The sequence below is a fragment of the Streptosporangium sp. NPDC048047 genome, from assembly GCF_040653115.1.
Classification (GTDB): Bacteria; Actinomycetota; Actinomycetes; order Streptosporangiales; family Streptosporangiaceae; genus Streptosporangium.
This window is the reverse complement of record NZ_JBEZNH010000011.1, coordinates 93,954-119,293: the sequence shown is the minus strand read 5'-3', so window position 1 is coordinate 119,293 and position 25,340 is coordinate 93,954. Positions and strand designations below refer to the sequence as shown.

Here is a 25,340-nt window from a genome sequence, read left to right as displayed (position 1 = left end):
GGTCCTGTCATGTGCCGGAGCATCAAGACCCTTCGTGAGCCGTACTCCAGCGACGTGACGGACGAGGACGTGCGGGCCGCCGCGTTGCAGTACGTCCGTAAGATCTCCGGTTTCCGGGCCCCGTCGGCGCGCAACGCCGAGGTCTTCGACCGGGCCGTGGAGACCATCGCCGCCGCGACCCAGGTCCTGCTGGACGACCTGCACCTCCCCCGCCCGGCCGCGCCGCGGCCGGGGGCCTGACGGCCGTCCCGCTCCCCGGAGCGGGACGCCCGGGTAGCCCGGGTGGGCCGCCCCGGTCAGGCAGTACGGTCAGGCCGGGTCGGCGGGCTCGCCGTCGCGGGGCCGTACGAGATCGCGCAGGCTCTCCGGGACGGGCGCGCCCGCGGGGAGTGATCCCTGCCCCGGTGACGCGGTGCTCTTCGGCACGGCGCCCTTCGAGACGGCGCCCGCCATCCGGTCGAAGAAGCGCAGCATCTCGACCGGGAAGGGCATCACCAGCGTGGAGTTGCGCTCCGCCGCGACCTCCACGACGGTCTGCAGCAGGCGCAGCTGCATGGCTCCCGGGGTGTCGTGCATGATGCCCGCCGCGTCGGCGAGCTTCCTGGACGCCTGGAACTCCCCGTCCGCCGTGATGACGCGGGCCCGGCGCTCGCGCTCGGCCTCGGCCTGGCGCGACATCGACCGCTTCATGGTCTCGGGAAGCTGCACGTCCTTGATCTCCACGCGGTCGATGTGGATGCCCCAGCCGATCGCCGGGCTGTCGATCATCAGCTCCAGGCCCTCGTGCAGGCGCTCGCGGTTGCACAGCAGGTCGTCCAGCTCGCTCTTGCCGATGATCGAGCGCAGCGACGTCTGGGCCACCTGGCCGACGGCGAACAGGTAGTCCTCCACCTCGATGGCCGCCTTCATCGGGTCCACGACCCGGAAGTAGACGACCGCGTCCACCTTGACCGAGACGTTGTCGCGGGTGATGCCCTCCTGGGCGGGCACCGGCATCGTGACGATCTGGACGTTGACCTTCCTCATCCGGTCCACGACCGGGATGAGGATCGCCAGGCCCGGACGGCGCGGGTTCGGCAGCGCCCTGCCGAACCGGAAGACGATGCCCCGCTCGACCTGGTTGACCACGCGGGCCCCGCCCAGCACGACCCAGGCGACGATGAAGGCGATGATCCCGTACAGGATTTCGATGAACATCTCAAACCCCCTTTTCTCAGCATTCGCCCGGCCTCTCACCGGCCTGTAGGGCCGAAGGTCCCGAACCCGGCGCGGTCGCCCGCCGTGAGCGCCGGGCGGGAAGGCGGCGGCCACGCCCGGAGGGCGGGGACACGGCGGGCGGGGACGCGGCGGGCGGGGACGCGGCGGTCACGGTCCCGCCCGGCGGGCGACGGGCGCGGCGGGCCGCGGACGGGACGACCACCGCGAGCGGCGGACACGGGATCCGCGGCCCGGCGGGCGCAAGGACCTTCCCGGGCGGGTCCAAGGTCCCTTCCTCCGGGGCCCGGCAGAGGTGACGCTGTGGCATAGGGGGTGTTCGCCATGGAAGCCAAACAGTGGAACGTGCAGATCTTCATCAGCGAGGACGACAACGACGACGTCACCACGGCCAGAGCCGTGCTGTTCACCGACCGCGGCAAGCGGCACGAGGGCGTCGCGCACGCGCGGCGCAACCCCGTCGACCAGCCGGTGCCGGAGATCGGCGACGAACTGGCGGTGGGCCGCGCGCTGTCCACCCTGGCCGCCCAGCTCATCCAGGACGGCGCCCAGGACGTCGCCCAGATGGCGGGATCCTCCCGCGAGTACGGAGGCTAGCCGGGTCCGCTCCTCCGCCCATGTCCACCCATGGCCTCGCCGGACCGTCGGCGGGGCCTTCGGCGCGCCCGGAGGGAGGCCGCGGGGCGGAGCCGCCGACGGTCCGGGACAGGGGCCACCCGGATCGGGCCGTGCGTCCGGGGACGGGACCGCGAGGCGGGGCCCGCGTGTGTTCCACATCACAGAGATGAAGAGTGTGTGCCCGGGACATGTCCGGGGGGTTTCGGCGGATCTACCTTTCCCTGAAAGGACCGGTGAACCCGGTTGTCAAAGGAGTACGTCATGGCCGCACCCCCCGCACCGCCCGCACCCTCCTCGTCCCCCCGGCTCCGCCCGTCACGGCCCTCCGCCGTCCTCACCGCCGCCGCGACCGCGCTGCTCGTGCTGCTCTGCCTGCTCGGGGCGTCCCTGGCCGGGCCTCCCGCGCGGGCGGCGTCACTGACCCAGGTCGGCTCGTTCGGTTCGAACCCCGGCAACCTCGCCATGTACGCCTACCGGCCCGACGGCCTGCCCTCCGGCCGGCCGCTCGTCGTGGCCCTGCACGGCTGCACGCAGGACGCGAACGGCTACTTCACCAACTCCGGCTGGCGCAAGTACGCCGACCAGTGGGGTTTCGCCCTCGTCCTGCCGCAGACCAGCGGTTCCAACAACTCCTCGAAGTGCTTCAACTGGTTCGAGACGGGTGACACCAGCCGGGGCCAGGGTGAGGCCGCCTCGATCCGCGCCATGGTCGCCTACGCGGTCGCCAACTACGGCACCGACCCCGCGCGGGTCTACGTCACCGGCCTGTCGGCGGGCGGCGCGATGTCCGCGGTGATGCTCGCCACCTACCCCGACGTCTTCAAGGCCGGTTCGGTCGGGGCCGGGATCGCCTACCGCTGCGCCGCCGGCCTGACCCAGGCCACCTCCTGCCAGTACGGCGCCACGAACAAGACCCCCCAGCAGTGGGGCGACCTGGTCCGGGCCGCCTACAGCGGCTACTCCGGCCCCTACCCCCGCGTCGCCGTATGGCAGGGCACGTCCGACTACACGGTCACACCGGCCAACGGCGCCCAGCTGCGCGACCAGTGGACGAACGTGCGGGGCGTCTCCCAGACCCCGGTCTCGACGTCGAGCCTCCCCGGCGGCACGTCCCTGAAGGTGTACGGCAACGACGACGTGCGCCTGTACGAGATATCCGGGATGGGCCACGGCCTGCCGGTCGACCCGGGCAGCGGCCCCGACCAGTGCGGCAACGCCGCGGCGTACTTCCTCGACACCATCTGCTCGGCCTACCACGACGCGCGGTTCTTCGGCCTGGACGGCGGAGGCGGGCCGACCGCCACCCCGACGGCCACCCCGACCGTCACCCCGACGGCCACCCCGACGGTCGCCCCGGTCTGCGTGACGGCGAGCAACTACGCCCACACCACGGCGGGCCGCGCCTACGCCTCCGGCGGATACACCTACGCCAAGGGGTCCAACGATCCCATGGGACTGTGGAACGTCCTGACCACCCACACGCTGATGCAGACCGGCCCCGCCTACTGGGTCCTGGCCGACGGCCGGTGCTGATCCGCGCGGGGTCGTGCTCCCCGGTACGGCGGGGCGCGCGACCCCGCCGTACCGCGGGTCACGGCCGCCCGCACGGCACCGTCCGGTCACGGCGGCACGCGGAGCCCCCGGGTCACGGATCGCGTGGCCGCCAGCGGGCCCGCGATCCGTACCGGCTTCCGGCCCGATTACCGGTGGAAGTTCATGTTCGGGTAGACAGAAGGTAATCCACCTTCCTTCGGTGAAGGTCCCCGCGTGACGTGCGGTCACGTGATCGTCGAGGACCGGGGCGTCCCGTCCCCCGTCCGGTCTTTCCCCTCCGGGGCACGGCGGCCGCTTTTCTCCGGTCACGCCCGGCACCTGCCCGCCACCCCATCGGAAAGCCGCTCCATGAGCAACGAGAGCAACGACAGCACCGGCGTGCCCGCCGGGTTCCGGATCGCCTTCGACCTGTCCTCCCATGAGACGCGGCGGCGAGCCGCGGTCGTCGCCGCGCTCGGGGTCGACTGGGATCCCCCGGCGGTGATGCGCGCCGAGCAGGAGGCCCACGACCTCCTCTACTCCGGCCTCGACCCGCGGCAGCGGGAGATCTACGACATGCTCGTGGCGGCCGGGGTCCTCCCCGGAGGGGAGACCGGCGATGCTGCCCATTGACCCCTGCGCCGACCTGGGCCGCAGGGCCTGGGTCCCCTGCCCGGGATGCCGCGACCACCGGGACTGCGCCGCCTGCGGCGCGGGCCGCAACTGCGCCGACCACTGGCGCTACCTCCTGGGCGTCACCGGCAGCCGTCTGCACCTGCAGTGCCCCGGCTGCACCCACCTGTGGGAGCACGAGACCGGCTTCGGCGCGGGCGGCCCACGCCCGTTCTGACCGGCGCGGCCGTCCCCCGGGGCGCCTCCCCGAACGCCGCCCGTTCCGACCGGCGTCCCTGTCCCGCCCGGCCCGCGACACGCCCCGGCGGGGACACCGTCCGTGACGGCCCGGGGCGGTTCCGCCCGTGTCAGGGCCGCCCCACCGGGCAGATCTGCCGGTGTGAGGCGGCGACCGGCAGGAGGGGCCGATGATGTTCGTGGGGACCTCCGGCTGGCAGTACGCCGACTGGCGCGGGGAGCTGTACCCTCCGGGGCTGCCCCAGCGGCTCTGGCTGGAGCGCTACGCCGAGTGCTTCGCCACCGTCGAGAACAACAACTGCTTCTACCGGCTCCCCGCCCGTGAGACGTTCGAGGACTGGGCGGCGCGCACCCCCGCCGGGTTCGTCATGGCGATCAAGGCGAGCCGCTTCCTCACCCACGTCAAACGGCTCAAGGACCCCGAGGAGCCGGTCGGGCGCATGCTGGCGGCGGCCGGCGGCCTGGGCGACAGGCTCGGCCCCGTCCTGCTGCAGCTCCCGCCCACGCTGCGGGCCGACCCCGAACGTCTGGACGCGTGCCTGCGGGCCTTCCCGGCCGGGGTGCGCGTCGCCGTCGAGCCGCGCCACCCGTCCTGGTGGACCGAGTCCGTACGGGATGTCCTGTCGGCGCACGGCGCGGCGCTGTGCTGGGCCGACCGGCTGGGCCGGCCCCTCTCCCCGCTGTGGCGCACCGCCGACTGGGGGTATCTGCGCCTCCACGAGGGGCGCGCCCACCCTCGGCCGTCCTACGGCGACGCCGCGCTCCGCTCCTGGCTGCGCCGCCTGGAGCGGACGTGGGGCCGCGACCGCGACGTCCACGTGTACTTCAACAACGACCCCGGCGGCGCCGCCGTACGGAACGCGATACGCTACGCGGCGCTCGCGCGGGCCGGAGGATGGCCCGTGAGCCGCGCCCCCGGTGGTGTCCGCGACATCCCCGCCGGGGCGCGGGACGACGCCACCGGAGACGACGGCACCGGAGACGGGAGAGATCATGACCACACCCACGGGTGACGGAATCATCGACGTCGAGAAGGCCCGCGTGGACACGCCGGGCTGCGCGTCCGTCGCGCACCTCAACAACGCGGGGGCGGCGCTGCCGCCCGCCCCGGTGCTCGACGCGGTGAACGGGCACCTGCGGCTGGAGGCCGTCACCGGCGGTTACGAGGCGGCCGACCAGGCCCGGGAGCTGACCGAGGGGTTCTACGACGCGGTGGCCGGGCTGATCGGCGCCCACCGCGACGAGATCGCCTACGTGGAGAACGCCACCCGCGCCTGGGACATGGCGTTCTACGCGATCCCGTTCGCCCCCGGCGACCGGATCCTCACCACGACCAGCGAGTACGCCAGCAACGCCATCGCCTTCCACCAGGTGGCGAAGTCGCGCGGGGCGAGCGTTGAGACGCTGCCCGACGACGGCGACGGGCAGCTGTCCCTCGACGCGCTCGCCGCGGAGCTGGCCCGGGGCGGGGTGCGGCTCGTCGCGATCAACCACGTGCCGACGCACAACGGCCTGGTCAACCCGGCCGCCGAGGTGGGCCGACTGTGCCGGGGGGCGGGCGTGCCGTTCCTGCTGGACGCCTGCCAGTCGGTGGGCCAGCTCGCCGTGGACGTCACGGAGATCGGCTGCGACATGCTGTCGGCGACCGGGCGCAAGTTCCTGCGCGGCCCGCGCGGGACCGGATTCCTGTACGTGCGGCGCGACCTCGTCGGGGAGCTGGAGCCGCCCTTCCTCGACCTCCACTCGGCCGAGTGGACCGCCCCTGACCGCTACGAGATCCGCGGCGACGCCCGCCGGTTCGAGACGTGGGAGCGCTACGTCGCGGGCCAGATCGGGCTGGGCGTCGCCGCCGGCTACGCCGCCGCCCTGGGCGTCGCGGCCGTCGAGGAGCGGGTGACCGGCCTGGCCGCCCGCCTGCGCGATGAGCTCGCGGCGACGCCCGGCGTGACGGTGCTGGACCGCGGCGCCCGCCGCTGCGGCATCGTCACGTTCACCGTCGCGGGCCACGAGTCGGCCGGGGTGAAGGGCGTCCTGCGGGAGCGTGGGATCAACGTCAGCGTGACCGACCGGGCCCACCAGCGTCTCGACCCGAACGCCGTGCCGGCCGCGGTGCGCGCCTCGGTGCACTACTACAACACCGACGAGGAGCTCGACGCCCTGGTCTCCGCCGTCCGGGGGCTCGCGACGCGACACTGAACACTGTCCGTGTCGGAACCGTCACAGCGGGGATAACCGGGAAGGAGTCCGCCGATCCCGGCGCCGTGACGTTCCAGGGGGAGATATGGCTGCTCGAAGTGCCGGACCGGCCGCCGTGGCGATGGCCGCGCTGCTGACGGTCGCCCTGCTCGGCGGGTGCGGCGGCGACCGGCGGCCGGCCGCCCTGCCGCCCGAGGCCCCGGTGGTCGCCACCTCGTCGGCCGCGGCCGCTCCGCCGCCGCAGGCGGGCCCCGAGCTCGAGTACGACGGGGAGTGCCCCGCCGGGGCCAACGCCAGGCCGTTCGCCAAGACGCGCTTCGCGCTGCACGCGGGCCTCGCGCTGGGGGCGTTCTACCGCTACATCTACCGGCCGCTGCGCAGCGGCGGGTTCAAGGCCGGGGCGGAGAAGCGCAAGCGCACCTTCGTCAAGGCCGCGGTGGCGGGCCTGTTCACCGTTCACGAGCTGAAGGTGGCCCGCGGGTTCGCGCTCGCCAACCCGGGCCTGTGCCGGAGCGTCAAGGCGGTGACCGACCGCTTCGACGCGCTGACCGCCAAGCTGCGCAACGGCACGGCCACCGAGGCCGACCTGACCGCGGGCAGGCAGGCGTTCGACCAGCTCCAGCAGGGCGCCACGCAGAACGGCTACAAGTTCAAGGAGAAGAACGTCACCGTCCCCGGCGCGAGCTGACCGGCCCGGCGCTCCCGCGCGCCGCGGGAGCGCCGTACGGGCGGGGCGGGCCCGCGCGCCGCGGAAGCGTCGTGGGAGCGCCGGACGGACAGGGCGGCCAGAGGCCGTGTGAGTGCGGCGGGATTGCGGGGGGCGCGCGCGGGGAAGCGGTTCGCCGAGGGCGTCAGGCACCGGCCTGCGCCCGACCCCCGATCCCCCACCCCCGCGGGAGCTGACACGATGCCGAGCCGACGACCGGCCAAGGGACGCCGGACCGGGAGGAACCGGGCCGTCAGGAGGAAGGGCCGGCCCGGAGGGTTCGGGTGGACCGACCTGTTCCTGTGGGGTGTGGCCGCCGTGCTCGCCTACGCCGCGCTGCGGAGCGCGCTGCCGTTCGCCCGTGCGCACCTGCCGTGGTTCACGGCGGCGGCCGTCGCCGTGCTCGCCCTGGCGGCGGCCGTGCCGGTCGTCCGGGCCCGTACGGTGGCCGCGCGGCAGCGCCGGTGGTTCGAGGCGAACCTGGAGCTGGAGCGGGTCGACGGGCTGACCGGCCCGGAGTTCGAGGCGCTCACCGCCGGGCTGCTGCGACGGGACGGCTTCCGCCGGGTCCGGGAGCTGGGCGGCTCCGGCGACCGGGGTGTGGACCTCACCGCCGTCGGACAGGACGGCCGGCGTTACGCCTTCCAGTGCAAGCGCTACGCCGGCAATGTCGGCGCCCCGGAGGTCCGCAACTTCCTGGGCGCCCTGGCCCACGCGTTCGCCGGGCACACCGGTGTGCTGGTCACCTCCGGCCGGCTGACCCGCCAGGCCCTCGCCGAGGCCGGGGAGGCGGGCCTGATCCTCGTCGAGCGCGACCGGCTGGCCGGCTGGCTGCGGGGCGAGCCCCTCCCCCACGAGCCGCTGCGGTCCGGCTGATCCGCGCGGTCAGGAGCGCAGCTCGGGGAAGTCCTCGTCGCGCCACTCCGCGGGCCGCCCGCCCGTCTGCCCGGCCTTCTCCTCCAGACCGCGCAGCTCGACCCGGCGGATCTTGCCCGACACCGTCTTCGGCAGCTCGGCGAACTCCAGGCGGCGCACCCGCTGGTACGGCGGCAGCCTCTCGCGGGCGTGGCGCAGGATGGCCAGCGCGGTCCCGCGGTCCGGCTCCCATCCGGCCGCCAGGGCGACGTACGCCTTCGGCACCGCCAGCCGCAGATCGTCCGGCGCGGGCACCACGGCCGCCTCCGCGACCGCGGGATGCTCGACGAGCACGCTCTCCAGCTCGAACGGGGAGATCTTGTAGTCGGACGACTTGAACACGTCGTCGGTGCGGCCGACGTAGAAGACGTAGCCGTCGGCGTCGCGGACGGCGACGTCGCCGGTGTGGTAGTAGCCGCCGGCGGTCGCCCCGGCGTGGCGCTCGTCGTCGCCGCGGTAGCCGGTCATCAGCGAGACGGGCCGGCGGCCGAGGTCGATGCAGATCTCCCCCTCGTCGCCGGGCCGTCCGGTGACCGGGTCGACCAGCGTGACCGGCACGCCGGGCAGGGGCAGGCCCATCGAGCCGGGCTTGACCGGCATGCCGGGGACGTTGCCGACCGACAGGGTGGTCTCGGTCTGGCCGAAGCCGTCACGCAGGGTCAGCCCCCAGTGGCGGCGGACCTGCTCGATGACCTCGGGGTTGAGCGGCTCGCCCGCCGAGACGATTTCCCGCAGCCGGCCGGGACCACCGGACAGATCAGCTTTTATCAGCATCCGCCATACCGTGGGTGGGGCGCAGAACGTCGTCACCCCCGCGTCGCGGATCCGCTCCAGCAGCGCCCTCGGGTCGAACCTCCGGTAGTCGTGGACGAAGATCGTGGCCTCGGCGATCCAGGGTGCGAAGAAGCAGCTCCAGGCGTGTTTGGCCCACCCGGGCGAGCTGATGTTGAGGTGCACGTCGCCGGGGCGCAGGCCGATCCAGTAGGCCGTCGTCAGGTGGCCCACCGGGTAGGAGACCTGGCTGTGCTCGACCAGCTTGGGCCTGCTGGTGGTGCCGGAGGTGAAGTACAGCAGCAGCGGGTCGTCCGGCGCGGTGCCCGGATGCGGCGCGGGCGGCGCCGGGGCCGCGTGGGCCTCGGAGTAGTCGGCCCAGCCCGCCGGGGCGCCGCCCACGCAGATCCTCGTGTAACCTCCGCCCACCCCGTCGAACTTGGCGGCGTCGGCGGCGTTGGCGACGACGTGCCGCACCCCGCCCCGCTCCACGCGGTCGGGCAGGTCGGCCGGGCCGAGGGCCGTGGTGGCCGGGAGGATCACCGCCCCCAGCTTCATCACCGCCAGCATCGACTCCCACAGCTCGACCTGGTTGCCGAGCATCAGCATCACCCGGTCGCCCCGGGAGACGCCGTGGGCGGCCAGGAACGCCGCGACCGCGTCGGAGCGGCGGGCCATCTCGTCGAAGGTGAGACGGGTCTCCGAACCGTCCTCCCGGACCACCCGCAGGGCCGTGCGGTCGTTGCCCCGGGCGATCGCGTCGAACCAGTCCACGGCCCAGTTGAACGGGCCCTCGAAGCGGGGCCAGGTGAACCCCGCGACCGCTCCGGCGTGGTCGCCGCCCGCGCCCAGCAGTCCGTCACGGGCCCTGCGGTAGATCTCGGTGTTGCCGGTGGCGCCCATGGCGGCGGCTCCTCTCGGCGATCGCCCATCGGTGATCACCACACGGTACGCCCGCGCCGCCGCCTCCGGCAGCCCCCGGCGGCCTTCCGTCGCCCGCCGTCGGACCGCGCCGTGTGCGTACGGCCCCGCAGAAAGACCGATTCCGCATATTCCGCGGGCCCGAAAAGGAATTTCCCGCAGATTTTCCGGCAGCCTTTCGGATTTCCATTCCGGTGCGTTATAGAAGTAAGCATCCCCTCCGACATGTGGAGCTGATGAATTCGTGACAGGACGGCCGCTTCAGCTGGACGGTCTTTCCTGGGAGCACGGAGGAAGGATCTGCGCCCTGAAGCCGGGCCACCTGTCGGTCGCGGCAGGGCGGGTCGGGGTCGTGCTGGCCGAGGACGCCGATGCCGCGGACGCCTTCGCCGACGTGCTGCTGGGCAGGGCGTGGCCGGTCCGGGGCCGGATACTGAGCGGGAGGGAGGAGGTCACGAGGGAGGAGGTCACCTCGTTACCTTCCCGGGAACGCGGAATCGCGCTGGTTCCGGCCGGGGGCGGACTGCTGCCCCATCTGACGGTCGAGCAGAACATCGTTTTCGGGCTGCACGGCCGCGACGGAAAAGGATACCGGTACGGAAAGGATTTCCTACGAGGACAGGTGCGTTTCATCACCGACCGGCTCGACCTGGACGTACCGCTCGACCGCCGGCCGTACGACCTGTCGGCGGACCAGAGGCTCTGGGTGGCGTTCGCCCGCGCGATGTGCCACTGGAGGAGGCCGAACGCGGTGCTGGTGGAGGACCGCGACGGCCGGCCGCCCTGCCATTCCGTGGTGGGCAGGAGCCTGGCCGCCTTCCCCCACCTGCCGGTCCTGGTGGTCGGCGACGAGGGCGACCGGATCGAGACGCTGGGCAGCCCCTCGGCCCGCTGGGAGGTCGTCGATGCGGATGAACCGTAGACGGGCCCTGGCCGCGCTGTCGGGGCTGGCCGCGGCCGGGCTCACCGGCTGCTCCGCCGAACGGCCCCTGCGGGTCGCGGTGGTGTGGAGCGGCTGGGAGCTGGCCCGCTTCCGCCGGGTCCTGGAGGGCGAGCCGGTGACCGTCTACTCGGCGGGCAACGACATCGCGGCGCTGCTGCGCGAGCCGGTGGCCCCGGCGGCGACCCCCGACGTGGCGATCGTGCCGCAGCCCGGCCTGATCGGCGACCCGGAGATCTGCGCCCGGCTGCAGCCGCTCGTCTCGCAGGACCCGCCGTTCTGGCGGGACCTGGTGCGCTGCGCGGACGACGGGCGGGTCAAGGGGGTCTGGTTCAAGGTCGCCCACAAGTCGCTGGTGTGGTACCGGCCGGAGTCCGTGGAGACATCGCCCGGCTCGTGGGAGGCGTGGCTGGAGCTGTGCCGGGCCCGCGCGGCCTCGGGCCGCCCCCCGCTCTCCGTGCCCGCCGCCGACGGGTGGGCGCTCACCGACTGGTTCGAGAACGTCCTCCTCGGGCTCGCCCCCGACCTGTACGGCAGGCTGCACCTGCTGGACCCGGCGGACTGGGGGGACGAGCGGGTGGCGCAGGCGTTCATCCGGCTGGCGGAGCTGTGGTCCGTCCCCGGTCTGGTCCCCGGCGGAGGGCGGCGGGCGCTGGTCACCCAGTTCCACGACGCGATCCTCGACGTCTTCCGGTACGGCCGCGCCGACATGGTCGCCGGCCCCGACTTCGCCTGGCCGGTCATCGACCGCTACCGCGTCCCGGGCCGCGAGGCCCGCTGGTTCCGTTTCCCCTGGCCCGCGGGCGGAGAACGGCCGCCCGTGCTGGCCGGCGGGGACGCCGTGGTGGCGCTGGCCTCCTCCGGGGAGCGGGGCAGGCGGTTCGTGGCGCGGCTCACCGGAGGGGAGATGCGCGGGCCGCTGGCCGCCTGGGCCGGCGCCGGGGGGTTCCTGTCCCTCGGCGCCGGGCTGCGCGACCGTGACTACCCCGTGCCGGTGCGGCCGCTGGCGCACGAGCTCCGCGAGCTCGCCGCACCCTCAGGGCCCGGCGCCTGGACGCCCGGACGATCGATCGCGTTCGACCTGTCGGACCGGCTCGGCGGCGCCCTGGCCGGCGGGGACGGCCAGGGCCTCTGGCGTGTCCTGACCGACCTGTTCGCCGCGGTCGCCGTCGGCGGCCGGGGCGCCGAGGAGGCCGCGCGGGCCGCGCACGCCGCGGCGGTGGAGGCGGCGGCCTGGCGGAGTGGAGGATCATGAGCCGCGAAGACGCCTTCCTCTTCGAGGTGGCCCCGTACTACGACATGCGCGCGCCGGCGAGGTCACCGGGCCGCGGGCGGTGGGAGGCGTGGCGGCGGCTGCTGCCCGCCATCGGGCTGGTGGTCGCCGGTCTGCTCGTCCCGCTGGCCGCGACCGTGGTGACGAGCCTCACCGGGAACGGCGGCGCGCGGGCCTACCTGGACGTCGTGAACGACGCGCAGGTCAGGACGGCTCTGCTGAACAACGCCGTCTGGCTGGTGCTCGCGCCGGTGGTCTGCGCGCTCGGGCTGGGCCTGGCCTGGCTCGCCCGGGGCGTGGGGCCGCGCCTGCGCAGGCTGTTGCCGGCCGCGCTGACGCTGCCCGTGGTGACGTCCCCGCTGACCGCGGGCGTGACCTTCCGGATGATCTTCGCGCCCGATCCCGGGCTGGGCTCGGTGAACGCCCTGCTGCCCGAGCCGGTGCTCTTCACCGGCCCCGGCTGGATCTGGCTGGTCCTGGGCCTGGCGTTCGTCTGGCAGTGGACGGGGCTGGCGTTCCTGGTCTTCCATGTGGGCCTGGCCAACCTTCCCCGGGACCTGCTGCGGGTGGCCGGGGTCTTCGGCGCGGGGCCGCTGCGCCTCCTGCGCGCCGTGGCGGCGCCCGCGCTGTTCCCCACGGCCGCGGTGGCGCTGCTGATCGTCCTCACCGCCGCCGCCCGGGTGTTCGAGCTGGTCCTGGTGGGGGCGCCGGGCTCGGTCCAGCCGGAGGTGGACGTCGCCGGGCTGCTGTGGTGGCGTCGCCGTACCGTCCTCGGGGACGGGCGGGCGGCGGCGCTGGCGGTCCTGCTGACCGTGACGGCCGTCGCGGTGGCGCTGGCCGTGCTGTGGCGGCTGCGCCATGACCTGCCAGGGGCCGAGCGTCCGTGGCGGCAGCCGTTCCAGGTTGGGCCGGCCGCCCGCCGGACGCGGCGGGCGCCGGCCTCCCGGGGAGAGGCCCGGTGGCCGCGGCGGGTGGCGGCGGGGGCGGTCACCGCGCTCTGGGCGTTCCCCTTCGTGGTCCTGCTGCTCACCTCGTTCCGGTCACCGGACGCCGCGGCCACCTCCGGGTGGTGGACCGGCGGCTACGGGCTCGGCTCGTACGGCGAGGCGTTCGACGGCGGCTTCTTCGCGGAGGCGCTGTGGGCCACGGCGCAGCGCGGGCTGCTGACCGCCTTCCTCGTCGTGCCGGCGGCGGTGCCGGCCGCCTACGCCCTGACGCACGAGGCCCTCCCCCGCCGCGCGCGGCGGGCCGTCACCGCGGCGGCGGTCGTGCTGGCCGTACTGCCGCCGCAGGCGCTGGCCGCGCCGCTGGGCAGGGCGCTGGGCGGGTCACTGGGCAGCACGTTCGTCCTCAGCCTGGTGCACGCCGCGCTGCTGCTGCCCCTGGGGGTGCTGCTGCTGCGCAACGCGTTCATGTCGGTGCCGCGGCCGGCGACGCTGGACCGCTTCGCCGACGGCCGCTCGGCGATGACCCGGGTGGTGCGGGACGGCGCCCCCGCCGTGGCGGCGGTGGCGGTGCTGTCGTTCGTGCTGGTGTGGAACGACATGGTGGTCAGCCTGCTGCTCAACTGGCCGGCCGCCGACCAGGCGCCGCTGACCATGCTGCAGGCGTCACGATATTTCACGACCTCGGCCGGGGAGCTCGCGGCGCAGGGGGTGCTGATGACGGCGGTTCCGGCGGCGCTGCTGCTGGCGACGGGCAGGTGGCTGGCGCGGGGGCTGACACAGGGGATCCGCCGATGAGGTCCCGCGGGGCACGACGCCCCCGGGACAGGGAACCCGCGGACAGGGTGGTGGAGTTCATCGGGTGGTTCGGAGGAGCCACCATCGTCGAGATCTTCTTCAACAACTTCCTGGACGCGGTCCCGCAGTGGGGAGCGCTCGGCGGGGGGATGCTGCTGTACGGCGTGGTGACCGGCGTGCGGCGGCTGCGCCGGCGCGAGCTCCCCCCGCCCCCCAGGCAGGCCCGGGGCCTCCCCAAGCCGGTCGATCCGCTGTTCGGGCGGGACGAGAAGGTCGCCGAGGTGACCGCCCAGGCCGGGAAGCACCGGATGGTCCTGGTGCGGGGCATGGCCGGGGCCGGCACCAGCGCCGTGGCCCTCGCCGCGGGATGGGACCTGGTGTCCGGCGCCGAGCCCCGGTGCGACCCCGAGCACCAGTACTACGTGGACCTGCGGGGACAGGACCGGAACCGGCCGGAGAGCGCGCGGAGCGTGGCCGAGCGCGTGCTGCGCGCGCTCGGCCGCCCGTTGCGGGCGGCGACGAACCTGGAGGCGGCGGCGCAGGAGGTCGCCGCCGCCCTGGGGGATCCCGGCCGCCTGCTGCTGCTCCTGGACAACGTCTCCCTGTGGAGCCAGGTCAGCTGGCTGCCACGGAACATGCCGAAGGGAACGATCATCGTCGCGGGCGCCCTCGACGAGGACGTGAGGTACCCGTCCCTCGGGGACGTGGCGATCGTCCAGATCGACCTCCTGGACACCGCCGCCGTCGTGGAACTGCTGCGCTCACAGGCCTCCGCCGAACGGAGCGACGCCGACCCCGAGTCGTTGCGGGAGCTGGCGGGCCAGTTCCTGGGCATGCCCCAGGTCGTGATCGGAGTCGGCCGCTGGCTCGACGAGAATCCCAAGGTCCCGATCGCCACCCTGGTGGCCGACCTGAAGAGGCAGGGGGCCCATGACCTCGTCCTCCTACGGCTGTTCAGCATGCAGGTGGCGCGGATGGACGCGGCGGTGCGGCGGCTGCTGGCGCTGCTGGCGCACGCGCCGGTCGCCGAGCTCGGCATCGACGAGATCGTCGTGCTCACCGGCGGGCCGGAACGCGACGCCGGGCAGGCCATGGAGGAGCTGTGCCGGCACGGCCTGGTGGAGAAGGTGCGGGAGTCGCGGTTCCGGGTGACGGACGCCGCCCGCCCGGCCGTACGGAGACCGGACGGGCGGGACGCGCAGGCGTGGCGACGTCTGGCCGAGCACCTCGCCGACCGGGCCGGCTTCTTCGCCGAACGGTTGCCGGATGAGGACGCCCGCGGCTGGTTCGCCCTGGAGGACAGGACGCTGCTGCAGATCCTGCGGAAGTACCGGCCGGACCGGCATGGGAGCGGCTTCCCGCGGCCGAGGGCGCTCCGGCCCGACCCGGGCGACCCTCTGTGGCGGATCGCGGACGCCCTGGAGGTGTGGTTCACCCTCGAGCAGCGTGTCGAGGAGAGGCAGGAGACCGCCCTGGCCCTGGCGAGTGCGGCGAAGTCCCTGGGTGACGTGGCGGTCCGGGCCGACGCCGAGATGCGGCTGTGCCTGATCGCCCTGATGCGCAGTGATCACGGCGCCGCCGAGAAGCACTTCCGCGAGGCCGGGAGACTGCTGCCTGACCCGGAGTCCCGGCCCGCCTGGATGCACCAGGCGGAAGGGCTGATGCTGCTGGCAAGGAGCGACGAGTACGCCATGGCGGAGTCGTCGCTGGTGCGGTACGGCCAGGCGCTTCCCGGCGGGGACACCGTCGGCCAGGCCGCCCGGAAGCACAACATCGCCGCCCTGTATCTGCGTGGGGGGCAGGTCTTCGACTTCCAGGGGCGGGAGGAGGAGGCCCGGCACCTGTACGAGGGAGCGGGCGACCTGCTCATCCGGGCCCTCGACGGCGCCGCGTCCGCGGGTGACGCGCACCTCGAGGCGCACATCCGGAGCAACCTGGCGCTCGTCCACTGGTACCGGGACCAGGGCGACGAGGCGCTGGAGGGCTGGTCGAAGGCCGCCGAGCTGTACGAACGGTCCGGCGACGAGCTCGGCCGGCTCCGCTGCCAGGTGCACCGGGCGGCGGCGCTCCGGAAGACGCACCGCGAGGAGGCCGTGGGGCTGCTGCGTTCGGCGCTGCCGCGGCTGCCGGTGATCGGGATCATCACCGCACTGGCGAACCTGCACCTCGCCTGGCTCGACCCCGCGAGCGCGCCCGCGCGGCGCGGGGCGGGGCTGGCCGCGCTGGCGCCGTGGGACGGGATCTCCGAGCCGCTCCAGGTGACCGAGATCCGCAGGCTGCTGAAGGAGCTGCCGCCCGGCCCCTGAGAGGGCCCGGAACGCCCGCCGTCCCGTTCCCGGGAGGGAGCCGGTCCGCCGCACCGGCCCTCCTCCGGCGAAGGACCGCCACCGGCGGAGGAGGAGCCCGCGGCGCCGGGTGAGGCTTTTTCCGGCCGGCCGTGAAACATTCCGGCCCGGCGCGGCAAGTAGGGGTGACCGCCCGGACGGGTCCGCCTCCGGACCCGCCGTACCCCGACCAGGCGAGGAGAACGACGATGGACGCGCTGAAGGCCGTACGGCAGGCCACCGCACCGGCCGCATCGGAGAGGTCCGCCGGAGCGCGGCGGCGGCCCGGGACGTGTCCTCGGCGGCGGGCCGGGGGCTGACGGGCGTCGCGACGAGAGCCGGAAGCCGTCTGGACGCCGATGTCGTTCGCCTCCCCCCTGTTCCTGTGGTTCTTCATGCCCGCCACGCTGCTGGCCCATCTGCTGCTCCCGCCGCGCCACCGCAACGCGGTGGTGGCCGTGGCCAGCCTGTTCTTCTACGCCTGGGGCGCCGGAGCGCACACCCCGCTGCTGCTGTCGGCCATCGCCGTCAACTACGGGGCCGGCCTCGCGCTCGGCGGGGCGCGGCTGCGGGACCGTCCCCGGGCCCGGCGCGGTGTGCTGCTGGCCGCCGCCGGATGGAACGTGGCGGTGCTCGCGGTGTGGAAGTACGCCGGCTTCGCCACCGGCCAGATCGACGCGCTGGCGGACGCGCTGGGGCTGGGTCACAGCCCGGTCGTGACCCTGGCCCTGCCGATCGGGATATCGTTCTTCACCTTCCACCATCTCTCGTACGTGGTGGACGTCTACCGCGGCAGCACGCCCGCGCAGCGGAGCCCCGTCCGGTTCATCACCTACATCGCGATGTTCCCCCAGCTCGTCGCCGGGCCGATCGTCCGTTACCACGAGATCGCCGGACAGCTCGGCGAGGTCCCCCGGGACCGCCTCGGCGACCTCGCCGAGGGCTTTCCCCGCTTCGCCCTGGGCCTGGCCAAGAAGGTGATCGTCGCCGACTCGCTCGCCGCCGTCGCGGACGCGGCGTTCGCGCACGCCGGCGGCCCCCTCAACACCCCGACGGCGTGGCTGGGCGCGTCGGCCTACGCCCTGCAGATCTACTTCGACTTCTCCGGCTACTCGGACATGGCCGTGGGGCTGGGCCTGATGTTCGGGTTCCGGCTCCCGGAGAACTTCGACCGGCCGTACTCGGCGTACTCCGTCACCGACTTCTGGCGGCGCTGGCACATGTCACTGTCGCGCTGGTTCCGCGACTACGTCTACATCCCGCTGGGCGGCAACCGCGGCGGCGCGCCGAGGACCCACCGCAACCTGCTGGTCGTCTTCGTGCTCTGCGGCTTCTGGCACGGCGCCGACTGGACCTTCCTGGTGTGGGGGCTGTACCACGGCGCCCTGCTGGTGGCCGAACGGCTGCTGGGCTGGGACCGCCCGCCGGGCGGCGCCTGCGCCCTGGTGCTGCGCCGCGGCGTGACCCTGCTGCTGGTGGTGGTCGGCTGGGTGTTCTTCCGCGCGGAGAGCATGGCCGGGGCGTGGGACATGCTGGGGGCGATGTTCACCTGGCGGCCGGGCGAGCTCGACGAGTTCGTCGCGTTCGCCGCCGGCCACCAGCGGATGGCCGTCTTCGCGCTGGCCCTGGCCGTGGTGGCGCTGCCGGCCTCGCCCGCGCTCGGCCCGCTGCTCCAGGCGGGGCGGGGACGGCTGGTACGGCCGGCACGCGCCGTGGTGACGTGGGTGGCCGCCCCCTACGCGGCGGCGCTCGTCGCCGCCGGCACCTTCAGCCCCTTCCTGTACTACCGCTTCTGACGGTTCCGGCGAGTCCCGGGTGAGGAGACACCGATGATCGCTGCACGAACCGGACCGGCGTCCTCCGCCTCCGCCGGGGAACGCCGTCCGGCAGGACGGCGGCCGGTGGCACGGCGGCCGGTGGCACGGCGGCCGAGAGTGCGGCGGCCGATGACGTTGCTGGCCGCGGTGCTGTTCTTCGGCGGGCCCGCCCTGGCCTTCGCCGCGGGCGACCGGGCCGTGGAGATCGAGAACCGGAGGCTGCCGGAGTTCCCGGCCCTGTCACGCGGCTGGGAGGCCGTTCCGGACGTGGAGGCGTGGGTGACGGCCCACCTGCCGCTTCGGCGGTACGCGGTCGGCGGCAACGCCGCCCTGTCGGAGTTCCTGTTCGGGGAGGCGCCGTCGTACGGCACGGCGGACGCCGCGGACTACCCCCGGGTGATCGAGGGGCGTGACGGCTGGCTCTACTTCGGCGACGACGTGAGAGAGGCGTGCCGGCCGCGCCGCCCCGTCGCGGAGACCCTGGACCGCCTGCGCCGCCTGGCCGGGATCGTGCGGAGATCCGGCAGGCGGTTCGTGTTCACCGTGGCCCCCGACAAGACCACGGTCAGCCCCGGCAGGCTGCCGGAACGCTTCCCCGGCCGGGACTGCCTCCGGGAGCGCAAGCGGGAGTTCTGGGCGGCGCTGCGGGCGGCCGACCCGCCCGGTCACGTGGATCTCCGGGAGCCGCTGGAGCGGGCGCAGCGGGAGTCCGGCACACCGGCGTACTGGCGGACCGACAGCCACTGGAACGAGCGTTCCGCCGGCCTGTACGGCGCGGAGCTGGCCCGGGCGCTCCAGCCCGGCCTGTCCCGGGACACCCGGCTGGTGAAGGAGGGGCGGGCGCCGCGGAACGGCGATCTGGGCGGGCTGCTGGGCATCCCCGTCGAGGAGACCGTCGACCGGTGGCGGCTGGTCCGGGACGGCGTGCGGCGGGTCCGGCAGGACGACCGGGAGCTGCCCGTGTCGTTCGGCACGGTCAACGCCTCGGACCGGGCGCCGCTGTTCCGGCCCCGGACCCTGCTCATCGGGGACTCCTTCACCCGCAACTCGCTGCCGTGGGTGCTGCCGTACTTCGCCGACGTCACCTACCTGCGCAGCGACGCGCCCGCCACGACGGGGCCGGACCGCGTCGCGGAGAAGGTGGCCCGGAGCGAGACGGTGGTGCTGGAGATCGTGGAACGCCACCTCGTGGGCGGCCGCGCCGAGATGCTGGACGACGCCGTGCTCGCCGCCCTGGAGCGGGCGCTCTGAACACCCGTTCCCCCCGCCCGGTCCCTCGCACGCTCCCCGTCCGGTCCTCCGTCCGGTCCTCCGCCGGGGCGTCCCCGGCGTGCGCGGGACACGGCCCCGGCCGTCCCGTGAAGCATTCCGGCGCGGCGCGGTAAGTACAGGTGACCGCATACGCCGAGAAAGGCCGGCATGCATGACGATCCCCCGCGAAGTCGTCGAGGTCGATGACGCGACCCTCATCGAGAGATCGCTGAACGAACCCGAGACCTTCGCCATCCTGTTCGACCGGCACGCGCCGCTCCTGCACCGCTACGCGGCCAGACGCCTGGGCCCCAGCGAGGCGGAGGACGTCGTGGCCGACACCTTCCTGGCCGCCTTCCAGCACCGGAAGGGCTACGACCGGAGCCGTTCCAACGCCCGGCCGTGGCTGTACGGCATCGCCTCCAACGTCATCGGCAGGCGGCGGCGCACCGAGCTGAGCCTCTACCGCGCCTATATCCGCAGCGGCGTGCACCCGGCGGAGGTGTCGGGTCTCCCGGTGGAGGACGGGGTCAACACCCTGGCCGTCAACCGGCCGCTGGCGCGGGCCCTGCTGGATCTCGCGCAGGCCGATCGCGACGTGCTGCTGCTCGTCGCGTGGGCCGAGCTGAGCTATCAAGAGGTGGCCGACGCGCTCGCCATCCCGCCGGGAACCGTCGCCTCCCGGCTCAACCGGGCCCGCCTCCGGATCCGCCGGGCCCTGGACGGACAAGGAGAATGACGATGGACGCGCTGAAGAGCATGTGGCAGGCCGTCCCGCCGGCCACCCCGGAGGAACTCGCCGGCGCACGGCGGCGGCTGCTCGACGGGATGCGCCCCCGGCGGCGCGTCGCCGCCGTTCCCTGGTGGCCGGTCGCGGCCGGTGTCGCGGCGGCGCTCGTCCTCATACCGTCGGTCTTCGGAACCGGGGCCCCCGCCTACGCGGTGACCAGGAGCCAGGACGGCACGATCGGGGTGGTCGTCAACGAGCTGCGCGACCCCGCCGGGCTGCAGGCCAGGCTGGGCACGGCCGGCGTCAGGGCGGACGTGACGTTCCTGGAGCCGGGCACGCTGTGCGCGACCCCCCGGTTCGCCGGCGTGGACCGCACCTACGACGGACCGGCCGCCTCGGGAGCGGACGAGCTGCGTTCGCTCGTGACCGGATCGCGCTCGTTCGACGCCGTCCGGGTGACCTCCGTACGGACGATCCGGATCTTCCCGCGGCACATCAGGCCGGGTGAGACGCTCGTGGTGGAGTTCCGCGACAACCGGGACGCGCGGGTGCCCTGGCTGCTCGGAGCCTGGCTGGCCCGGGCGGGCACGCCCGTGAAGCGGTGCGTGCCCGTCAAGGAGGTTCGCTGAGAAGGCCGCGGCGGCCCCGTCGCGGTCAGAGCGCCTTGAGGAACCGGGCGGCGATGGGCGCGGCCACCGCGCCGCCGCCTCCGCCGTGCCGGACGAACACCGCGAAGGCCACCGAGTCGCGGTAGCCGACGAACCAGGCGTGTGACGCCCCGTCACCCACCTCGGCGGTGCCCGTCTTGCCGGCGGTGCCCGGGGGCAGGCCGGCTCGCGCGGCGGTGCCCTCGGTGACCACGGACGTCATCATCGCGCGCAGCTCGGCGGCCACGCCGTCGCCCAGCGGGACGGCGGCGGGCAGGCCGGGAGCCGGCCGATCCGTCATGACGGCGGGCCGCCACACGCCGCTCGCCGCGGCGGCGGCGACCTCCGCCATGCACAGCGGGCTGGCCAGCACCGAGTTCTGGCCGATGGCGTCGGTGGTGAGCTCGTCCGGTGTCTCGGTCTCTCCCCGGCCGATCCGGCACGCGCTCAGGCCGGGCTTGACCCGGAAGCCGAACCGGTCGGCGGCCTCGGCGGACAGCCGCCCACCGCCCAGCCGCTCGTAGGTCTGCTGGGCGAACGTCGTGTTGCACGAGAACGCGAAGGCCGCGGTGAGGGTCACCGTACCGTGGTCGGCGCCGCCGTCGTTGGTGAAGGTCTTGCCGTTGGGGACGGTGTAGGTCGCAGGGCACGGCAGCGGCGCGTCCGGGACGATGCCGGTGCGCAGCAGCGCGGCGGCTGTGACGATCTTGAAGGTCGAACCGGGCGGGTAGAGGCCGGTGAAGGCCGCCTGGCCCTCGTCCAGGGTGTCCGCCACCGCGAGCACCTCGCGGCTCCGGACGTCGAGGGCCACGATCGCGGCGGGCTGGCCGACGCCGTCCAGGGCACGGGCCGCGGCGGCCTGCACGGGCCGGGAGATCGTGACGCGCCTACCGTCCTGCGAGGGCACCGGGGCGGCCAGCAGTTCGCGGCCCGAGGGCCGCTCCAGCAGGGCGGGGACCGTCACCGTGCCCTCCAGCCCGGGGACGTAGCGGTCGGCCCTGCTGCGCCTGGGGAACGGCTCACCCTCCCGGGTGAGGGTGGCGGGCCGGCGGAAGGCGGTCTCGGTGCGCTGGACGGAGCCGCCGTCCCTGAGGGACGGATGCATCGTCTCGGGGGTCCACAGCACCTTCCAGGCGTCGTCCCGCCGCGTCAGGCGGAGCACCGAGGCGAACTGCCAGGGCTCGTCGAAGCCCTCCACCTGCCGGACCCCGTGGAAGGCGAACTCGGCCGTCGTCGCGTCCTCGCGCAGCGCCTCACCGAGGGTGAGGGACAGCGAGGAGACCCGCAGGTCGCGATCGAAGTCCAGGTGCCGCGCGGTGAGGTCCGCCGGAGGGTCGGCGACCAGGGCGGTCATCGCGGTCAGGTTCCCGTTCTGCCACGCCTCGACGTACCGCGCCGCCGCCTCCTCGGGGGTGGCCGGGGCGGCGGGCGCGGAGGGCGTGGAGGGGACGGGGGTCGCGGGGACCGGGGTGGGCGACGAGGGCGGCCCGGTGGGCGCGTGGGCCTGCGGCTCCCCGGCCTGCGGCTCCCCCGCCGGCGGCTCCTCGTCGGTGAGGGTGATCTCCCTCGTGTGGTCCGGCGTCCGCGTGGGGGAGGCCCGCCCGGCGTCCGGCGCGGTCAGCAGGCCGTACACGCTGACGACGACGATCGTCACCGCCGTGCCGATCAGTGCCAGGAGCCGTTTCCTGCGCATGCCTCACCCCCTGGGGTTTCCAGGGGTGTATATCACCGGCGATCTCCCCGGGCCACCCCGCCCTTCCGGCCCCTTCCGGCCCCTTCCGGCGGGGCGTACGGCCACGACCGCCCATGGTCACACGGAGTGAATTGACAAAAAATTTTGTCTAATGGTTTCATGGTCGCATGGACGCCACCGAGATGACGCTCATGGACGATCCCGACCGCCTGCGCGTCGCCCTCACCCCCCTCCGCCGCCGCCTGCTCGGGCGGCTGCGCGAGCCGGCGTCCGCGGTCCGGCTCGCCGCCGAGTTCGACCTGCCGCGCCAGCGGGTGAACTACCACCTGCGGGTGCTGGAACAGGCCGGGCTCATCGAGCTGGTGGAGGAGCGCCCGCGGCGCGGCTTCACCGAGCGCGTCATGCGCGCCACCGCCGGCGCCTTCCTCGTCGACCCCGGACTGCTGGACCCGGACGCCGGGACCGGCGACGGCTTCGACCGCATCGCCGACCGGCACGCCGCCGAGCATCTCGTCGAGGTCGCGGCCGGCACCGTACGCGACGTCACCCGCATGGCCGCCGCGGCCGACCGCCAGGGGGTGCGGCTGCTGACGTTCACCCTGGAGGCCGAGGTGCGCTTCGCCGACCCCGGTGACGTGCATCGCTTCACCGACGCGCTCGCCGAGGCCGTCGCCCGGGTCTCGGCCGGCTTCGACACCCAGGGCGGACGCCCCTACCGCCTCCTCGCCGCGGGACACCCCGCCCCCCGCCCGCACACACAGGACCAGGGAGAAGAAGATGAACGATGAGCCGTTCTCCATCGAGATCACCGTCGCCGCGCCCGTCGGCGACGTGTGGGCCGCGCTGCGCGACCCGGAACGGATCCGGCGCTGGCACGGCTGGCTCTTCGACGGGCTGGACGAGGAGGTCGAGCTCATCTACGGCCGGGAGGCCACCGAGTCGGCCGCCGATCACCGGCTGGAGGTCCAGGGCGGCGACCGCTTCGAGCTGACCGGTCTCGGCGACCGCACGCGGCTGCGGCTGACCCGTCCCCCGCGCGGCGCGGACCCGGAGTGGGACGCCTACTACGACGAGATCACCGAGGGCTGGATCACCTTCGTCCAGCAGCTCAGGTTCGCCCTGGAGCGGCATCCGGGCCATGACCGGCGGACCGTGTTCCTCTCCGGCACGGGGGCCTCCCCGGTGCTGGAGGCGGCCGGCCTGACGGCCGTGGCCGACCTGACGCCGGGCAGCCGGTACGAGCTGACGGTCCCCGCCGGGGAGACGCTGCGCGGCGAGGTCTGGTTCCGCTCCGGCCGCCAGCTCGGGCTCACCGTCGACGGCTGGGGAGACGGCCTGCTGGTGGCCGCGCAGAACCCGCCCTCCCGGACCGGCTCCGAGGGCTCCGGTGGCACCGGCGGTTCCGGCGGTTCCGGCGGTTCCGCCCTGATGGTGCTGACGGCGTACGACCTCGACGACGCCGCGTTCTCCGGCCTGGAATCCCGCTGGGCCTCCTGGTGGGACCGGACGTTCCCGGTGGCGGCCCCGGTGTGACGCCCGCCGGGTCGCGCGTGCCCGGCCGGCTCACGCGGGCCGGGCGCCGGCTCCGCGGGCGGCGGCGACGAACGCGCGGATGAGCCCGGTGTCCTTCGTCCCGGGCGCGGTCTCCACCCCGCTCGACACGTCCACCCCCCACGGCCGGGCGGCGTCGATCGCCTCGGCCACGTTCGCCGGGTCCAGGCCGCCGGCCAGCATCCACCGACCGGTGGGGCGTCCGCGCACCGCGGCCCAGTCCCACGGCTCCCCGGAGCCGGGCCTGGGCGCGTCCACGATGAGCAGGTCCTCGCCGAGGGCGCCGCAGTGCGGGTCGGCGCTCGCGGACCCGGCCCGGACCAGGGTGAGCCCGAGGTCCCGCAGCGCGGCGAAGTCCTCACGCGGGTGGTCGCCGTGCAGCTGTACGGCGCGCACCCCCGCCTCCATCGCGGCGGCCCGTACCTCGTCCGGGGTCTCCCCGGCGAAGACCGCCACGGTCAGCACGTGCGGCGGCACCGCCGCGGCCAGCTCCCGCGCCAGGGCGGGGGTGATCCGCCGGGGACTCCTGGTGAGGACGAAGCCGACCGCGTCCGCACCCGCCTCGACGGCGGCCGCCACATGCCCGGGCTCACGCAGCCCGCAGATCTTCACGTACACCCTCGGCACCCTAGTGCACGGGCCCCGGGCCTCCCGTTCCGGCGGCGAGGAGCGGCGGAGCCGGGCCCGCCGCGGCGACGTCCCGGAGACTCCGCCCGGCCGTGAGGGGCGGGGCCGGGAGCCGTGGGCGGCCCGGTGCGTGAGGGGCGGCTCCCGGGGCCGGGAAGCCGGGGCCGCGATGTCCGGTTCGCGAGGAGCGGGCCGATCGGCCGGAGGCGGCGAGGATGAACGTCCCGTGGCCCCGGGACCTTCGCCGCTGACCCCGGCCCGCCCCGGGACGGCACGATTGAGCCGGACACGAGGAGGTCAGTGATGACGATGCAGGTGAAGGACGTCATGGGCAAGGTGGCCATCGCCGTCCGGCAGGACGCTCCGTTCGCCGAACTGGTCGCCACCATGCAGCGGTTCAAGGTCGGCGCGGTGACGGTGATCGACGCCGACCGGCGCCCGGTGGGCGTGGTGTCGGATGACGACCTCCTGCTCAAGGAGACGACCGGCAACCGGTACGGCACGGCCCTGTTCGAGGGCCGCGAGCAGCGCCGGGAGCGGCGCAAGGCCGCAGGCGCCGTCGCGGGTGAGATCATGACCAGCCCGGCGATCACCGTCACCATCGGCACGCCGGTGCGGGACGCGGCCCGGCTGATGCACACCGTCAGGATCAAGCAGCTGCCGGTGATCGACCCGGTGACCGGCAGGATGGTGGGGACCGTCCACCAGCGCGACCTGCTGAAGGTCTTCCTGCGACCGCGGCAGGACGTCCGGCGGGAGGTCACGGACGTCCTGGCCGGGCTCGGCGTGCCGGTCGAGGACGTCACCGTGGAGGTCGAGGCCGGCGTGGTCACGCTGACCGGCGAGGTCCCCCGCAGCTCGCAGGTCGCCGCGGCCTCCGCCGCCGTCCACGAGGTGGACGGGGTGGTGGACGTCAGGGGCGACCTGACCTACCAGACGGACGACCTGCTGCCCGTCCCGCCGATGTACTAGAGGCCCGCCGTGCCGGCCCCGTCTCCGT

General features: G+C 74.4%; 24 protein-coding genes. 20 read left to right on the top strand and 4 right to left on the bottom strand.

What is annotated here, in order from left to right:
- Positions 1-9 precede the first annotated feature (9 nt).
- Positions 10-240 carry a DUF2277 domain-containing protein gene (locus tag AB0D67_RS12740; RefSeq protein WP_362933120.1) on the top strand — a complete coding sequence of 77 codons (231 nt, stop codon included), beginning with the start codon at positions 10-12 and terminating at the stop codon, positions 238-240.
- Between the two features lie 69 nt (positions 241-309).
- Here the strand turns inward: AB0D67_RS12740 and AB0D67_RS12735 are convergent, their stop codons facing one another.
- A complete protein-coding gene (locus tag AB0D67_RS12735) occupies positions 310-1,197 on the bottom strand; it encodes a slipin family protein (RefSeq protein ID WP_362933117.1) in 888 nt (295 codons plus the stop codon).
- A 342-nt stretch (positions 1,198-1,539) separates the two neighbouring features.
- Between AB0D67_RS12735 and AB0D67_RS12730 the strand changes: the two genes are divergently transcribed.
- The 8 genes from AB0D67_RS12730 (at position 1,540) to AB0D67_RS12695 (ending at position 8,014) form a co-directional block, all read left to right on the top strand.
- Positions 1,540-1,812 carry a DUF1876 domain-containing protein gene (locus AB0D67_RS12730; protein ID WP_362933114.1) on the top strand — a complete coding sequence of 91 codons (273 nt, stop codon included), beginning with the start codon at positions 1,540-1,542 and terminating at the stop codon, positions 1,810-1,812.
- A 282-nt stretch (positions 1,813-2,094) separates the two neighbouring features.
- A complete protein-coding gene (locus AB0D67_RS12725) occupies positions 2,095-3,366 on the top strand; it encodes a PHB depolymerase family esterase (RefSeq protein ID WP_362933111.1) in 1,272 nt (423 codons plus the stop codon).
- Between the two features lie 369 nt (positions 3,367-3,735).
- Positions 3,736-3,999 carry a DUF6400 family protein gene (locus AB0D67_RS12720; RefSeq protein ID WP_362933108.1) on the top strand — a complete coding sequence of 88 codons (264 nt, stop codon included), beginning with the start codon at positions 3,736-3,738 and terminating at the stop codon, positions 3,997-3,999.
- Entirely contained in the window at positions 3,986-4,216 is a 231-nt protein-coding gene (locus AB0D67_RS12715) for a hypothetical protein (protein WP_362933105.1), read from the top strand. The genes AB0D67_RS12720 and AB0D67_RS12715 overlap by 14 nt, the downstream gene beginning before the upstream one ends.
- A gap of 190 nt (positions 4,217-4,406) precedes the next feature.
- Entirely contained in the window at positions 4,407-5,249 is an 843-nt protein-coding gene (locus AB0D67_RS12710; protein WP_362933102.1) for a DUF72 domain-containing protein, read from the top strand.
- On the top strand, positions 5,230-6,432 hold the full coding sequence (locus AB0D67_RS12705; RefSeq protein ID WP_362933099.1) for an aminotransferase class V-fold PLP-dependent enzyme: 1,203 nt from the start codon (positions 5,230-5,232) through the stop codon (positions 6,430-6,432). The genes AB0D67_RS12710 and AB0D67_RS12705 overlap by 20 nt, the downstream gene beginning before the upstream one ends.
- Positions 6,433-6,517: 85 nt before the next feature.
- A complete protein-coding gene (locus tag AB0D67_RS12700) occupies positions 6,518-7,120 on the top strand; it encodes a hypothetical protein (protein WP_362933096.1) in 603 nt (200 codons plus the stop codon).
- A 219-nt stretch (positions 7,121-7,339) separates the two neighbouring features.
- The gene (locus AB0D67_RS12695) at positions 7,340-8,014 is read left to right on the top strand and encodes a restriction endonuclease (RefSeq protein WP_362933093.1); all 675 of its coding nucleotides are present in this window, start codon (positions 7,340-7,342) and stop codon (positions 8,012-8,014) included.
- A 9-nt stretch (positions 8,015-8,023) separates the two neighbouring features.
- On the opposite strand, the gene AB0D67_RS12690 is transcribed toward AB0D67_RS12695, so the two are convergent.
- The gene (locus tag AB0D67_RS12690) at positions 8,024-9,727 is read right to left on the bottom strand and encodes an AMP-binding protein (protein WP_362933090.1); all 1,704 of its coding nucleotides are present in this window, start codon (positions 9,725-9,727) and stop codon (positions 8,024-8,026) included.
- 262 nt (positions 9,728-9,989) lie between these two features.
- Here AB0D67_RS12690 and AB0D67_RS12685 point away from each other — a divergent pair, with 262 nt between their 5' ends.
- From AB0D67_RS12685 to AB0D67_RS12650, 8 genes are all read left to right on the top strand, one after another.
- Positions 9,990-10,667, top strand: a complete 678-nt coding sequence (locus AB0D67_RS12685) for a hypothetical protein (RefSeq protein ID WP_362933087.1) — start codon at positions 9,990-9,992, stop codon at positions 10,665-10,667.
- Positions 10,657-11,940, top strand: a complete 1,284-nt coding sequence (locus AB0D67_RS12680) for a hypothetical protein (RefSeq protein WP_362933084.1) — start codon at positions 10,657-10,659, stop codon at positions 11,938-11,940. The genes AB0D67_RS12685 and AB0D67_RS12680 overlap by 11 nt, the downstream gene beginning before the upstream one ends.
- Positions 11,937-13,700, top strand: coding sequence for an ABC transporter permease subunit (locus tag AB0D67_RS12675; RefSeq protein WP_362933081.1), 1,764 nt, complete (start codon positions 11,937-11,939; stop codon positions 13,698-13,700). The genes AB0D67_RS12680 and AB0D67_RS12675 overlap by 4 nt, the downstream gene beginning before the upstream one ends.
- A 50-nt stretch (positions 13,701-13,750) precedes the next feature.
- Positions 13,751-16,006, top strand: a complete 2,256-nt coding sequence (locus tag AB0D67_RS12670; protein ID WP_362933078.1) for a tetratricopeptide repeat protein — start codon at positions 13,751-13,753, stop codon at positions 16,004-16,006.
- Positions 16,007-16,383: 377 nt separating this feature from the next.
- Entirely contained in the window at positions 16,384-17,820 is a 1,437-nt protein-coding gene (locus AB0D67_RS12665; RefSeq protein ID WP_362933075.1) for an MBOAT family protein, read from the top strand.
- Positions 17,821-17,970: 150 nt separating this feature from the next.
- The gene (locus AB0D67_RS12660; protein ID WP_362933072.1) at positions 17,971-19,092 is read left to right on the top strand and encodes a hypothetical protein; all 1,122 of its coding nucleotides are present in this window, start codon (positions 17,971-17,973) and stop codon (positions 19,090-19,092) included.
- Between the two features lie 172 nt (positions 19,093-19,264).
- Complete coding sequence (locus AB0D67_RS12655; protein WP_362933069.1) at positions 19,265-19,831, top strand: RNA polymerase sigma factor; 567 nt, start codon at positions 19,265-19,267, stop codon at positions 19,829-19,831.
- A gap of 2 nt (positions 19,832-19,833) precedes the next feature.
- Positions 19,834-20,451 (top strand): hypothetical protein, encoded by a 618-nt coding sequence (locus tag AB0D67_RS12650; RefSeq protein ID WP_362933066.1) that lies wholly within the window; start codon positions 19,834-19,836, stop codon positions 20,449-20,451.
- Between the two features lie 25 nt (positions 20,452-20,476).
- Here AB0D67_RS12650 and AB0D67_RS12645 read toward each other — a convergent pair whose 3' ends face one another.
- Positions 20,477-22,162 (bottom strand): penicillin-binding transpeptidase domain-containing protein, encoded by a 1,686-nt coding sequence (locus tag AB0D67_RS12645; RefSeq protein WP_362933063.1) that lies wholly within the window; start codon positions 22,160-22,162, stop codon positions 20,477-20,479.
- Between the two features lie 167 nt (positions 22,163-22,329).
- On the opposite strand from AB0D67_RS12645, the gene AB0D67_RS12640 reads away from it, so the two are divergent.
- Positions 22,330-22,950 carry a helix-turn-helix domain-containing protein gene (locus tag AB0D67_RS12640; protein ID WP_362933060.1) on the top strand — a complete coding sequence of 207 codons (621 nt, stop codon included), beginning with the start codon at positions 22,330-22,332 and terminating at the stop codon, positions 22,948-22,950.
- Positions 22,940-23,695, top strand: a complete 756-nt coding sequence (locus AB0D67_RS12635) for an SRPBCC domain-containing protein (protein WP_362933057.1) — start codon at positions 22,940-22,942, stop codon at positions 23,693-23,695. Before AB0D67_RS12640 ends, AB0D67_RS12635 begins: the two co-directional genes overlap by 11 nt.
- A 30-nt stretch (positions 23,696-23,725) precedes the next feature.
- Here AB0D67_RS12635 and AB0D67_RS12630 read toward each other — a convergent pair whose 3' ends face one another.
- Positions 23,726-24,331, bottom strand: a complete 606-nt coding sequence (locus tag AB0D67_RS12630; RefSeq protein WP_362933054.1) for a phosphoribosylanthranilate isomerase — start codon at positions 24,329-24,331, stop codon at positions 23,726-23,728.
- 312 nt (positions 24,332-24,643) lie between these two features.
- Between AB0D67_RS12630 and AB0D67_RS12625 the strand changes: the two genes are divergently transcribed.
- Positions 24,644-25,312 carry a CBS domain-containing protein gene (locus AB0D67_RS12625; RefSeq protein ID WP_362933051.1) on the top strand — a complete coding sequence of 223 codons (669 nt, stop codon included), beginning with the start codon at positions 24,644-24,646 and terminating at the stop codon, positions 25,310-25,312.
- The last annotated feature ends 28 nt before the right edge of the window (positions 25,313-25,340 follow it).

Coding starts and splice junctions, on each gene's coding strand:
- AB0D67_RS12740 (WP_362933120.1), top strand. CDS start 10: ATGTGCCGGAGCATCAAGACCCTTCGTGAGCCGTACTCCAGCGACGTG.
- AB0D67_RS12735 (WP_362933117.1), bottom strand. CDS start 1,197: ATGTTCATCGAAATCCTGTACGGGATCATCGCCTTCATCGTCGCCTGG.
- AB0D67_RS12730 (WP_362933114.1), top strand. CDS start 1,540: ATGGAAGCCAAACAGTGGAACGTGCAGATCTTCATCAGCGAGGACGAC.
- AB0D67_RS12725 (WP_362933111.1), top strand. CDS start 2,095: ATGGCCGCACCCCCCGCACCGCCCGCACCCTCCTCGTCCCCCCGGCTC.
- AB0D67_RS12720 (WP_362933108.1), top strand. CDS start 3,736: ATGAGCAACGAGAGCAACGACAGCACCGGCGTGCCCGCCGGGTTCCGG.
- AB0D67_RS12715 (WP_362933105.1), top strand. CDS start 3,986: ATGCTGCCCATTGACCCCTGCGCCGACCTGGGCCGCAGGGCCTGGGTC.
- AB0D67_RS12710 (WP_362933102.1), top strand. CDS start 4,407: ATGATGTTCGTGGGGACCTCCGGCTGGCAGTACGCCGACTGGCGCGGG.
- AB0D67_RS12705 (WP_362933099.1), top strand. CDS start 5,230: ATGACCACACCCACGGGTGACGGAATCATCGACGTCGAGAAGGCCCGC.
- AB0D67_RS12700 (WP_362933096.1), top strand. CDS start 6,518: ATGGCTGCTCGAAGTGCCGGACCGGCCGCCGTGGCGATGGCCGCGCTG.
- AB0D67_RS12695 (WP_362933093.1), top strand. CDS start 7,340: ATGCCGAGCCGACGACCGGCCAAGGGACGCCGGACCGGGAGGAACCGG.
- AB0D67_RS12690 (WP_362933090.1), bottom strand. CDS start 9,727: ATGGGCGCCACCGGCAACACCGAGATCTACCGCAGGGCCCGTGACGGA.
- AB0D67_RS12680 (WP_362933084.1), top strand. CDS start 10,657: ATGAACCGTAGACGGGCCCTGGCCGCGCTGTCGGGGCTGGCCGCGGCC.
- AB0D67_RS12675 (WP_362933081.1), top strand. CDS start 11,937: ATGAGCCGCGAAGACGCCTTCCTCTTCGAGGTGGCCCCGTACTACGAC.
- AB0D67_RS12665 (WP_362933075.1), top strand. CDS start 16,384: ATGTCGTTCGCCTCCCCCCTGTTCCTGTGGTTCTTCATGCCCGCCACG.
- AB0D67_RS12660 (WP_362933072.1), top strand. CDS start 17,971: ATGACGTTGCTGGCCGCGGTGCTGTTCTTCGGCGGGCCCGCCCTGGCC.
- AB0D67_RS12655 (WP_362933069.1), top strand. CDS start 19,265: ATGACGATCCCCCGCGAAGTCGTCGAGGTCGATGACGCGACCCTCATC.
- AB0D67_RS12650 (WP_362933066.1), top strand. CDS start 19,834: ATGGACGCGCTGAAGAGCATGTGGCAGGCCGTCCCGCCGGCCACCCCG.
- AB0D67_RS12645 (WP_362933063.1), bottom strand. CDS start 22,162: ATGCGCAGGAAACGGCTCCTGGCACTGATCGGCACGGCGGTGACGATC.
- AB0D67_RS12640 (WP_362933060.1), top strand. CDS start 22,330: ATGGACGCCACCGAGATGACGCTCATGGACGATCCCGACCGCCTGCGC.
- AB0D67_RS12635 (WP_362933057.1), top strand. CDS start 22,940: ATGAACGATGAGCCGTTCTCCATCGAGATCACCGTCGCCGCGCCCGTC.
- AB0D67_RS12625 (WP_362933051.1), top strand. CDS start 24,644: ATGACGATGCAGGTGAAGGACGTCATGGGCAAGGTGGCCATCGCCGTC.